The sequence below is a fragment of the Streptomyces sp. NPDC037288 genome, from assembly GCF_055603265.1.
The window spans coordinates 1-11,171 of record NZ_JBVJVY010000088.1 but is presented as its reverse complement, the minus strand read 5'-3'; the positions used below and the strand labels follow the sequence as shown (position 1 = coordinate 11,171).

The following is an 11,171-nucleotide window of genomic DNA, read 5'->3' as shown; positions in this document are numbered from 1 at the left end:
CCGCCTGCCGGGCAGGGAGCGGAATCCCTATCGACACACGCCCCGGGGCGCACGCCCCAACACTGATCGGCTACACCACGAAGCGGGACGCCATCCGAGGACACGGGGCCTGCTCATCCAGTTCCGCCCTCACCGGAACGTGTCCTCGGCCCCAACTGACCCTATGCGGGGAGCCGTCCCAACGAGACCGAGCTACGACCTCACTGGCGCCGAGTTGTTGCTCTTCGGCTGGGGTGCCGTGAAACGGGCGGCCGGGGCAAGCATGTCCTCTGTGAGGTCCCGTACACTGACGCAGCCGCTCAATGCCAGCGCCAGATCCAGCTCGGCGAGCAGACAACGCAGCACGTGCCGCACACCGTTCCGCCCGTCCAGCGCCAGGCCGTACTGATACGGTCGGCCCAGCAGCACGGCGTCCGCGCCGAGGGCCAGGGCCTTGACCACGTCAGTGCCTGTGCGCACGCCGGAGTCCATCAGGACCGGTACAGACGGTCCGACAGCCGCGCGAACCGCCAGCAGACAGTCCAGGGCGGCCGCGGTGCCGTCGAGCTGACGCCCGCCGTGGTTGGAGACAATCACGCCGTCCATGCCATGGGCGAGGGCCAGGCGTGCGTCATCCGGATGCAGGATGCCTTTGAGCAGGATGGGCAGGCTGGTCAGCTCGCGCAGCCACGCAAGCCCGTCCCAGGTGAGGGAAGGGTTGGTGGAAATGGCCGCCCAGTGCGCGATCACCGCGCTTTCGTCGGCGTCCGGGGGCAGCCCCGCCTGGAATGCGGGGTCGGTGGTGAAGTTGGCGAGCCCCAAGCCGTGCAAGAACGGCAGGTAGCCGTGGTCGAGGTCCGCCGGGCGGTAGCCGAAGGCGGGGCTGTCGACGGTGAGGACCAGGGCGTCATATGCGCTCGCCTCGGCCCGGCGGACCAAAGACTCGGCCACCGTCGGGTCCGACGGCCAGTACAGCTGAAACCACCGCGGCTGCTCACCTGCGGCTGCCGCGACCTCCTCCATACTGTGGGAGGAAAAGGACGAAAGGACGAAGGACACGCCCGCGTCAGAAGCGCCGCGCACGGCCGCGATTTCACCCTCGGGGTGAACGACGGTCTGCGCGGCGACCGGCGCCAGCAGCACAGGGGCAGCCAGGCGATGGCCGAAGAGGGGCACTGACAAGTCTCGGCGGGTGATGCCGCGCAGCATCCGTGGCACTATCCGCCACCGGTCGAAGGCCTCGCGGTTGGCGCGCCTGGTGGCACCAGTTCCTGCGTCGCCCGCCACATAGCCGTAGGCAGAGGGCGGTAGCACTTCGCGGGCCGCGGATTGAAGGGTCGTAAGGTCCGTTGACGGCCGAAAGCCGCGGCCGTCCGGCCCAGCGAGGTAGAGCTCAGGCACCAGGAGGGCCGGCGGATCGATGGGCTTGACGGCCAGGCGGTCATGGACGTAGCGGCCCAGCAGCTTCGCGATCTCGCCTGTGCATTCGGTCAGCGCGAAGTGCCCGCCGGAGTGGATCTCCACGGCGTGCTGTCCAGTGGTATGCATGGCCCAGTCCCGCATCTGCTCCAAGGTGTTCTTCGGGTCCTCGGCCGCAAGCAGCACAGTGACGGGGGCCTTGACCGTGGTATCCACCGCGCAGCGGTAGCCACGCAGCACACGATGGTCGGCGCGCAGCAGACGCAGCACCTCAGCGCGGGATTCGGGTTTCCGCAGCAGTACGTCGGGCACGCCACCGAGCCTCCGCACACCGACGACCAGGTCGTCATCACTCAGGGCGTCGACGTCGGGCTCCTCCCAGTCCTGGGCCGGAGGCCGGGCGGCGGAAACGAACAGCCCTGCAACGGTGCTGTGTTCTTCCAGCAGCAGGGTCGCTTCGAAGGCCACGATGGCGCCCATACTGTGGCCGAGGAGAAACAACGGGCGGTCGGTATACGAAGCCAGGGCATCGGCCGCTCCCCGGGCCAGGGCGGCGATGTCCGCAGCGCAGGGTTCGGCGCGGCGGTCCTGCCGACCGGGGTATTGCACCGCGAGTAGTTCGATGTCGTCGGGAAGTGCTGCGGACAACTTGCTGAACGAGGTTGCGGCTCCGCCGGCGTGAGGGAAGCACACCAGCCGGGCGGCGGGGCGTTCTCGGCGGTGGTAACTCCGCAGCCAACTGGGCGCCTTGGTCTGCAGCGTGGAGGGGCCGCTGATGCCCGGTCGCGCGGAAGCAGTGTGTGCGACAGTGCGTTCAGTCATGTCCTGGGTGTCCCGTCCTGGATGGTGCTCGATGGTGGTGGACAGCTGGTTGAGCAGTCAGTGGGCCGGCGGCTCCGTCGAGGCCGATGCCCGCTGGGTGTGTGGAGCGGCGACGCTCCGTACGACAGCCTGGAGTGGCTACCAGTCGACGAGGAGCCGGGACAGTCCGCGGGTCGCCAGGCCCTCCTTCCACACCACTGGCGTGTCGACAGCGGCGAGCCGGAGCGTCGGGAAGCGCCGCAGTAGACGTTCGAGGACGATGCGGACCTGCAGTCTGGCCAGCGGTGCGCCCAGGCAGCGATGCACACCGTGGCCGAACGTCAGGTGTGCGGCGTCGTGGCCAGCGAAGCTGAGAGTCTCCGGCTCGGTGAACACCTTGGCGTCGCGGTTGCCGTGCAGCGGCGCGACCATGACGGCCTCGCCCGCCTGGACAGTGACGCTACCCAGCCGCACCGGCTGCATCGCGACGCGCGGGAACGTCAGGGGGGTTGCCGGGTTGAGCCGCAGCAGCTCCTCCACGACGGGGGCGATCCGTTCAGGACACGCGACGAGTTCCTCGTACACTTCGTGGTCGGTGAGCAGCGACAGGACCGACAAGCCGAGCTGCCCGACCGTGGTTTCATAGCCGGCCATCAGGAGGGTGAGTCCCAGGGTAAGCAGTTCGTTTGTCGTGAGCTCGCCCCTGTCGTGCACCTCGATCAGGTCGGTGAGCAGGTCGCTCTGCGGCTGCCGTCGCTTGCGCTCTACCAGGCTCTTCATGTAGTTGGCGAGTGCGAGGCGTCGACGAGCTTTCTCCTGGGTGGTGCCTGGGGCGATGTCGAAGAGGACTTCTATCCAGTCACGGAAGCGAATGCTGTCCTCGGGCGGGATACCGAGCACCGAGCACAGCAAGGCCAGCGGCAGCGGCGCGGCGAGGTGTGCGACGAGATCGACGCCGGGCCCGTGCGCGGCGACTGTGTCGAGGTGCCGGTCGGTGAGTTCCTCCACGAGCGGAGTCATCGCGGCGATCCGACCGCTGGAGAAGGCGCCGCTGACCATGCGCCGCAGCCGGGCGTGCTGGCTGCCGTCCATGCTCATCATGGAGTCCGGTGCGGGCTCTGCGTCATTGAACTTCGGGGTGTCGAGGCGGGCTGCGCACTCCCGGCTGAACCGCTTGTCGGTCAGCACCGCGCGCCCCAGCGCGTAGTCGCGCACGAGCCACATCGTGTCTCCGACAGGTGTGACGAAGCGGACCACGTCCTCGCTGCCGTCTTTCAGGAAGGCCGGCAGCGGCCCCAACTGGTCGGCTCTGCAATGCCTCATCCGGTTACTCCTTGCTCGTCGGCCGTCAGCCGCCCAGAATCCGGTGCTCGACCTCGCGCAGCACGTCGGTCTGCCGGTTGAACGCGATACGCACGTACTGTTCGCCGCGGGCAGGGTCGGCGAAGAAGGGGGCTCCGGGCGCAAGCAGCACCCCAGCTTCGTCGAGGAGCTCGAGGACGAACTGCTTGCCACCGTGCTGCCCGCCGGTGAGGGAGCTGACGTCCGCGAACAGGTAGCACCCTCCTTCCGCCGGTGCGAACTTCATGCCCAAGCGCGAGAAGATCGTCTGGGCCATGTCCCGGCGCCGGCCCATCTGCTCGGTGGCAATGCGCAGGTCCATGGAGAGCGCGGCCATCCCTACGGCCACCTGCAGTGGAGTGGCGGCACCGTTCGTGGTCAGTTCGTGCACCCGTCGCAGTGCCTCGGTGCGGACTGCGTCGGCGCGCAGGAATCCGAGGCGCCATCCGCTGATCGCATGGCTCTTGGAAAGCGAGCCGACGACAATGCTGCGCTCGGCGAGTCCTGGCACCTCGCTGACCGAAAGCGAGGGCCGCCCGTCGAAGACGTAAGTGCCGTACACCTCATCGCAGATGACAGTAGCGTCGCAGCGCTCGCACAGTGCGGCGATCTCGTCGAGTTCGGTGTGGTCGAGGACGCGTCCGGTCGGATTGGCGGGTGAATTCAGCAGTACGGCCCGGGTGCGCGGGCTGAAGGCGGCTGCCAGGTCGGCGGGGTCGTAGCGCCAGGTGGGCGGGTGGAGGGGCACGAAGCGTGGCACCGCTCCGGCGAGGGCGACCGCCGCCCTGAACTGCTCATATCCTGGGTCGAGCAGGATGACTTCATCGCCGGGGTCAACGGTGGCGAGCAGGGCGACGCACAATGCCTCGGTGGCGCCAACGGTGATGGTCAGTTCGGTGTGCGGATCAGCGCCTGGAGTGAGTGTCTCGGCGATCCGCTCCCGAAGCAGCAGGTCGCCAGACGGGTGGTCATACTGATTGCGCCCGGCCTGCATCGCATCGGCGGCGGCCTTGAGAAGGTCGGCGGACGGTTCTGGGTAGCCCGGTGTACCGACTGCCAGGTCGATGGCGTGACGTCGCCGAGCGAGCAGAAGGAGTTCGCCCAGGCTGCTGCCCTGCAGTACTGCGGCCCTCGACGAGACGGGTGACCGCTGGGCTGTGGAATACGCCATGCTCTCTGCTCCTCTTCTTGCGTAGGGGATCGCCCGTTCGCCCCTCGCCTGACGGGAAACGGTGGTCTTGGTGGTCCTGCTGATGCCACAACAAAGCGTCAGAAGCGGCGGCCGCAGATCGCTCAGGTGGGCTTGGCACCCGCCCGAGTCGGCTGCAGAAGCGGGTCCAGACCGTAGTGCGCTCCGGGCAGCTGCTGCACGACATCGCCGATGTGCTGTGCGTACCGGTCCACCGCTTGCTCCAGCAGATCGTCCGAGACGGTCGTCAGGTCGTCTCCGGCGCGTACGCCTTCCAGGGCACGCTGCAGCTGAATCTCGACGACCTGCTGTGCGTGCGCATGGTGCGGCGCATGTCTCCGTACGGCACCGGCGGCGAGGGTCCACATGAGGGCCGTTGCGACTCCGGCGTGCGGCGCGTCCGGCAAGCCGCCTGCGGCCGGCCGGTCCCAAAGGGCGGCCTCGAATCGCGTAGCAAGGTCCGTACCGCTGTATGTGCTGAGCATGGTGCGGACCTGGCTGGTCTGCCGCAGGCTCCGTCGGCCCAGAAAGTCGCACAAGGCCTCGCTGGGTCCTTCGAAAATCCGGTAGACGCGGAGGTCTCGGTATATGCGGGAGGCCAAGTTCGCCTCGTCATAGCCGCGTCCGCCCAGCAGCTGCATCAGACGGTCGGCCGCTTCAACCGCCCATTCGCTGCCAAGGACCTTGGCCGTGATGACAGTTTCGATATCGACCGCCTGCCCAGCGTCCAGCCGATCAGCCAGGTCAGACACGATCGCTTCGAGGATGTCGGTGCGGGCTACGGTGTCACCCAGCCACCCGCGGATCACGGCCCGGTCCTTGAGCGTGACTCCGGAGGTTGTACGCCGTCGGGCGAAACGGAAGGCCAGTTGGACGATCCGCTTCAGCGCGCCCAGTGCGAAGGCCGCGAGGGCAAGGCGTGAGGCACACATCGAGTCCATGGCCGCCAGGCGGCCGTCACCGTCAGCCAGGACGTGGCTGTCGGGCACGGCTACGTTGGCGAAGTGCATCCGGCTTTGCACCATGCCCCGTTGGCCGAACGACAGGTGCTCCTCCCCGAGACAGACACCATGGCTGGCAGTGGGCACGGCCAGTGCGACCAGTGAGGAGGGGGAGGTGTACTGCGCCTCCAGCCGGGCGATCACGGTGGAGATGCCCGCCCATGCTCCGTTGCCGATCCAGTGCTTGTCTCCGCTCAGCAGCCATCCGCCAGAGGGCACCGGGCGGGCTGTCGTGGACAGCTGCGAGAAGTCGCTCCCCGCGCCGGGTTCGGTCTGGGCGTAGGCAGCCAAGGTACGGCCGGTGGCCAGCAACGGCAGCCACTCCTGCTTGATCTCCTTGGTGGCCCAGACGGATAGCGCGCGGGTGCCGGGAAAGAGTGAGGTGGTCATCCACGTGCCCAAGGCGGTGTCGATGGCCATCAACTGCTCGAACACCCGGAACATGTCGCGGAAGAGCAGGGCAGTCCCGCTGTACTCCTCTTCGATGAGCGGACCGAACAGCCCGGCGCTCCCGAAGTCCTGGACGATGTAAGGAGGGATACACCGCCGCTCATCGATGAGCAGTGAGTTGATACGACGCGGCGCGTAGTCGCGCAACCAGGCGATCTGGTCGGCGGCACGGCGAGAGCTGACTTCTGGGTCCGCCGTGCCGGTTCTACGGGCCAGTCCCCAGATCCGGGGCGAAGCCGCGGGGCTTACTGAGTCCCGCTCAACCGTTTTGGTCATCCTTCCTCCTTGTTGTTCCCGGCCGCAGGAGGCCGAGGTTGCCTGTTAGGCAGGGGCGAGAGCCAGCACGGCGTTCTGGCCGCCGAACCCGCTCGAATTGCTCAGCGCGAGTTGGATGCGCTGGGGCCGAGCCAAACCCACGACGACATCCGCCTCGATCCGCGGATCGAGGCGCTCCAGATTGGCCGTCGGCGGCACCGTCTGCTCGTTGATAGCGCGCACAGTCAAGGCCGCCTCGATCGCACCGGCCGCACCCATGGTGTGCCCGAGGGCACCTTTGGTCGAGGTGACCGTCGCCCGGCGGCCGAACAGCCGGGCGACCAAGCCTGCCTCCACCAGGTCGCCTTTGGGAGTGCTGGTGGCGTGGGCGTTGACGTGATCGACATCTGCTGCCGTGGCGTCAGCCTGAGCGAGTGCGGCCCTTGTCGCATACTCGAGTCCACTGCCTTGGGGGTGCGGGGCGGTGATGTGGTGGGCGTCGGCCGAGGCGCCGTAACCAACCACCTGGGCCAGTGCCGTCGCCTTGCGCGCGGCGGCTTGTGCCCTCCGCTCCAGCACGAGGACCGCTGCGCCTTCGCTCAGAACGAAGCCGTCACGCGCAGCGTCGAACGGACGAGCGGCGAGGGCGGGTGTCTGGCAGCGCGACGACAAGGCGCCCATCCGAGCGAATGAGGCGGTGATGATCCGGTTCACGGGCGCGTCGCTGCCGCCGGCCAGCACAACGTCGCACACGCCCGTGCGCAGCAGCTGCGTGCCCAGCCCGATCGCAGTGGTTCCGGAAGCACAGGCCGTACAGGCGGCGAAACTGGGACCGTTGGCTTGCCAGTGCAAGGAGAGCTGTCCGGCCAGCATGTTGGGCGCGACCATGGGGACGGTGGTTGCCGATACCGCCTCGCCCTGTACCAGACGGGTGACCTGGTTTTCGAGCGTGGTAATGCCACCGAAGGCGGTGCCGATGATCACTCCGACCCGTGTTCCATCCCACTCGTTCGGTTCCAGGCCGGCCATGCGCAGCGCCTCTGCACCAGCCACGAAGGCCAGCTGGCTGTAGCGGTCGGTGCGACGAGCCAGGTTCGCACCCAGTCGAGTAACTGGATCAAAGTCGGGGACCTGACAGGCAAAGTCCACGGTGAGCCCGGCGAGATCCGGGGTGGTCCGGGCCGTCGGCTGCCCGGCCAACACTCCCTTCCAGGTGGCGTCGGCACCGATGCCAGCTGGGCTGACCACGCCGATTCCGGTCACCACTACTTCCTGGTCCGAGCCGGATCTGGTCACTTCGCACTACCTTGGCGCAGTACCGCCACGGCCTCGTCCACGGTCATGGCAGGGTGCAAGGCGTCGTCTTCGAGCTGCAGGCTCAGGTCGGTGGCAAGAAAATCGATCAGCTCCACCACGGCGAGGGAGTCCAGCCCGAGATCCGTGAGCGTGACTGCGTCGGTGATGTTGGCCGGGTCGACCTGGAATTTGCTGGTGAGCGTCTGCTCCAGACTCTCGCGCAGTGATGCTGCGGTGGTCATGAGAACCTCCTGAGGATACGGCCACGAAAGGCCCTGATCGATTCAGATGAGTGAATGTGCGGGAGAAGCACGCTTCTTCCCTGCCCGCGGCTCACGCCCGGGTCGGCTGCCGCCCGACCGCCAGGCGGTGGGGACAGCGGCAACCGTTCTTCCCGCAAGATGGAATAAACGGACGCGGCCCCAAGTAGCTCAGGTCCGTCCGGCTGTTCTAGCGAACCCCGGAGGGGTCACTGCAAGCGGTCAACGTGGTGCGGGATCCGTCGGGACAGCATCGGCCTGGCGGTCAACTCTGGAGCTACGGAAAGCGGGCGGGGACTCGGGCGGCAGACACTTGGGTACTACGTCCGGCCAGGTCACTGCAGCTGATCCCCAAGTGAGACCGCCACCGAACGCGGTGAGCACAGTGCGCGAACCCGGACGGATGCGGCCGCTTGCCGCTGCGTCGGCAAGCGCCAACGGAATGGATGCCGCAGCAGTGTTGCCGACTTCGGCGATGTTCCCGAACCGGTAGCGGGCATTAATCCCCAGGCGGTCGGCGACCGAGTTCAAGATGCGCTGATTGGCCTGGTGGCCGATGAAGGCCTGCACCGTCGAGGGTGACCACCCTACGCGGTCCAGCACCGACCGGGTGGACGACGTCATCCGGACCACCGCCTGCCTGTATACCTCGGGCCCCTCCATGCGGAAGTAGCGCTGCTCACGCGGTACTTCCTGCGCGTGGCCGGGGATGCGTGATCCGCCGGCAGCCACCGTGATCAGACCACTGCCTGCCCCGGCGCTGCCCAGTTCCACGGCACGAATGGCCCCTGGCTCTTCACGGTGACCACGGCGCAGCAACATCGCGCCTGCTCCATCACCAAAAATCACCGCAGTGTTCCGGTCCTGCGGATCAATGATCGACGTATACACCTCCGCGCCGATCACCAGCGGCTGGTGACAAGCACCGGCTCTTACCAGGGCCTCAGCCAGGCCCAAGGCATAGACAAACCCCGAACACACCGCCGCCACGTCCACCGCCGGCACCTCGTCTAAACCAAGCCGGTGCGCTACCTCAGGCGCTGTCGCCGGGCATGGACGATCGGGAGTTGTGGTTGCCAACAAGACGAAGTCGGCGATCTGTCCGCCGGAGACCAGAGCTGCCTGCCCTGCGGAGACCGCAAGGTCGCTGGTACTTGTACCTGGCGCAACCATTCGTCTGCGGTGGATGCCTGTGCGAGTACGGATCCACTCATCGCTGGTATCTAATGAAGCCGCCAGATCCTCGTTCGTGACAATCCGCTCGGGCAAGCACGTCCCCAGACCGCATATCACAGCACACTCAGACATACAGGCCACATCCCATCCTTTTCGGCATAGCGAAATCGGGAAGCAAACGCAGATTTCCGGCAGAACGGCTCGCTGCCGCAAGAGAAGGCCATTGCATCACGTTGCCGCAAGCGGCAACAGCACCTCGGAGCGGGGCACACGGAAAATGCCGTGCAACATTGTGAATAATGGCACAAGGGGCCCCGCGGCTGGCCGGAGGGCTGCCGCCTTCGGGATTTCACAAATGCGCAAGCTTGCACTGCGTTAACGGTCTCCGCGCTCCTAGGAGCCTGTTGCTTTCGAGACGGACGTGATGCAGTGAGTGGGCCCAGTCAGTCGGCAACTGACCCACCGCTGCCGAAACGCCATCGCTCGCCCTCGTAGTGGCGATTTCACATGCGCGGACGGCATCGACCTTGCCAGAAGCAAGGAATCCGAAGCTTCTAGGATGAGAGCGGAAATTAGTTCTCTGCCCATGCCGCGATCCTCGCAGGTAGACCGAGAGTACTGTCGCGGATTTGCTGCAAGAGGCAGTCGCGAGATGGGCGCGTACAACTGATAGGACTCATTTCCTGCAGCCGCCGCGAGTTAAGGAGTGCTCATGTCTGATGTCGACCTCTTCGACCTGCTTGCTCAGCCTGAGAACCTCAACGATCCCTATCCCTTCTACACTTGGCTGCGCACTAAGCATCCCGTCTACGTAAATCCAGACGGCACCGCCTACATCTCCTGCTATGAGCACGCAGCGCTCCTGAAAGATCCAAATATCCGTGATGCAGCAGAAGACGACGCCAACTCCTACGCGCTGCATACCATCAACCAGACCCTCATCAAATCAGTGCCTCCTCGTCATACTGAGCTGCGGCGCGTAGGAGCATGGGCCTTCGATCGAAGCCTTCTGGCGCGAGCCAACGTCCAGGTAAGAAAGGAAGCCGAACGCCTGGCCGACCAGCTCGCCGCATCCCTAGCCGAAGACGGAATCGCCGACCTGCACACCCAGTACTCGCTGCCTTTCACTCAGCGTGCTGCGGCCACCGTCTTTGGCATACCCGACAAGGACTTCAAGATACTCGCCACGTTACCGGCCCGTATATTCCAGGCTCTCTACCCGAAGAAAACCCCGGATGCCATAGCCGACGCCGACGATGCCTCCCGCACCCTATTCGCCTACATGGAAGACGCCGTTCGGCAACGGTACTTCGTACCCGGCTCCGGCTTCGCTCGCCTGGTCGAAGCATCCGACGGCATACCGGCGGTCGATGTTGCGCTCCTGTGCTGGCTGCTGTGGGCGGCTTCTTACACTTCGGCTCTGGCCGCCCTCGACTTGGCCACCCTCACGCTGATTGAACACCCACAGACCGCACCTCTCCTGCGTGACAACACCAGCGCGTGGATCGAGGAAGCACTGCGCTACCGCAGCCCTCATGTCATCAATTCCATCAACCTCACAACCCGGCACGACATGACCATCGGTCCCGTCACCCTGCCACCCCATACACCGATCCGGTTCCTGATTGCTGCCATGAACCGCGACGAATCCGTCTTCCCGCATCCCGACGTGTTCGACCCCCATCGAACCGGCGCACCGCACATCGCCTTCGGGAAGGGGATCCATACATGCATAGGTGCACAACTGGCCCGGATGGAACTCATCACCTCCCTTACCGTCATCTCAACTCGCTTGCCCAGCCTCACCTTGGCGGGAAAGCCCACATGGCGTCCTCACACCACACAACGCCTCTGCAGCAGCTTGCCCGTGGCTTCCTACTGAAACTGGGTCCGTATTCGGAAGGGTGCGCCAGCAGTACGACAAGGTGGTGGTCCCGGAGATGAACCTCGGGCAGCTCGCCACCCTGATCCGGGCGAAGTACCTGGTCGACGCCCACTCCTACA

The 11,171-nt window shown here is 66.0% G+C and carries 8 protein-coding genes; 1 reads left to right on the top strand and 7 read right to left on the bottom strand.

Features of this window, described 5'->3' with window-relative positions; all coding sequences use genetic code 11:
• Positions 1-192: 192 nt before the first annotated feature.
• From ACZ7GZ_RS40505 to ACZ7GZ_RS40475, 7 genes are all read right to left on the bottom strand, one after another.
• Positions 193-2,220 carry an alpha-hydroxy-acid oxidizing protein gene (locus ACZ7GZ_RS40505; RefSeq protein WP_471032485.1) on the bottom strand — a complete coding sequence of 676 codons (2,028 nt, stop codon included), beginning with the start codon at positions 2,218-2,220 and terminating at the stop codon, positions 193-195.
• A 138-nt stretch (positions 2,221-2,358) separates the two neighbouring features.
• Positions 2,359-3,498 (bottom strand): cytochrome P450, encoded by a 1,140-nt coding sequence (locus ACZ7GZ_RS40500; protein ID WP_471032483.1) that lies wholly within the window; start codon positions 3,496-3,498, stop codon positions 2,359-2,361.
• Positions 3,499-3,547: 49 nt separating this feature from the next.
• The gene (locus ACZ7GZ_RS40495; protein WP_471032481.1) at positions 3,548-4,711 is read right to left on the bottom strand and encodes a pyridoxal phosphate-dependent aminotransferase; all 1,164 of its coding nucleotides are present in this window, start codon (positions 4,709-4,711) and stop codon (positions 3,548-3,550) included.
• 122 nt (positions 4,712-4,833) lie between these two features.
• A complete protein-coding gene (locus ACZ7GZ_RS40490) occupies positions 4,834-6,456 on the bottom strand; it encodes an acyl-CoA dehydrogenase family protein (RefSeq protein ID WP_360100036.1) in 1,623 nt (540 codons plus the stop codon).
• Between the two features lie 45 nt (positions 6,457-6,501).
• A complete protein-coding gene (locus ACZ7GZ_RS40485) occupies positions 6,502-7,731 on the bottom strand; it encodes a beta-ketoacyl-[acyl-carrier-protein] synthase family protein (protein ID WP_471032478.1) in 1,230 nt (409 codons plus the stop codon).
• The gene (locus ACZ7GZ_RS40480; protein ID WP_360100031.1) at positions 7,728-7,973 is read right to left on the bottom strand and encodes an acyl carrier protein; all 246 of its coding nucleotides are present in this window, start codon (positions 7,971-7,973) and stop codon (positions 7,728-7,730) included. Before ACZ7GZ_RS40480 ends, ACZ7GZ_RS40485 begins: the two co-directional genes overlap by 4 nt.
• A gap of 240 nt (positions 7,974-8,213) precedes the next feature.
• Positions 8,214-9,299, bottom strand: coding sequence for a beta-ketoacyl-ACP synthase III (locus ACZ7GZ_RS40475; protein WP_471032477.1), 1,086 nt, complete (start codon positions 9,297-9,299; stop codon positions 8,214-8,216).
• A gap of 580 nt (positions 9,300-9,879) precedes the next feature.
• Between ACZ7GZ_RS40475 and ACZ7GZ_RS40470 the strand changes: the two genes are divergently transcribed.
• Entirely contained in the window at positions 9,880-11,049 is a 1,170-nt protein-coding gene (locus ACZ7GZ_RS40470; RefSeq protein ID WP_471032474.1) for a cytochrome P450, read from the top strand.
• The last annotated feature ends 122 nt before the right edge of the window (positions 11,050-11,171 follow it).

Bases quoted from the DNA above. Each gene is read 5' to 3' on its own strand.
- ACZ7GZ_RS40505 (WP_471032485.1), bottom strand. From the start codon at position 2,220: ATGACTGAACGCACTGTCGCACACACTGCTTCCGCGCGACCGGGCATC.
- ACZ7GZ_RS40495 (WP_471032481.1), bottom strand. From the start codon at position 4,711: ATGGCGTATTCCACAGCCCAGCGGTCACCCGTCTCGTCGAGGGCCGCA.
- ACZ7GZ_RS40490 (WP_360100036.1), bottom strand. From the start codon at position 6,456: ATGACCAAAACGGTTGAGCGGGACTCAGTAAGCCCCGCGGCTTCGCCC.
- ACZ7GZ_RS40480 (WP_360100031.1), bottom strand. From the start codon at position 7,973: ATGACCACCGCAGCATCACTGCGCGAGAGTCTGGAGCAGACGCTCACC.
- ACZ7GZ_RS40475 (WP_471032477.1), bottom strand. From the start codon at position 9,299: ATGTCTGAGTGTGCTGTGATATGCGGTCTGGGGACGTGCTTGCCCGAG.
- ACZ7GZ_RS40470 (WP_471032474.1), top strand. From the start codon at position 9,880: ATGTCTGATGTCGACCTCTTCGACCTGCTTGCTCAGCCTGAGAACCTC.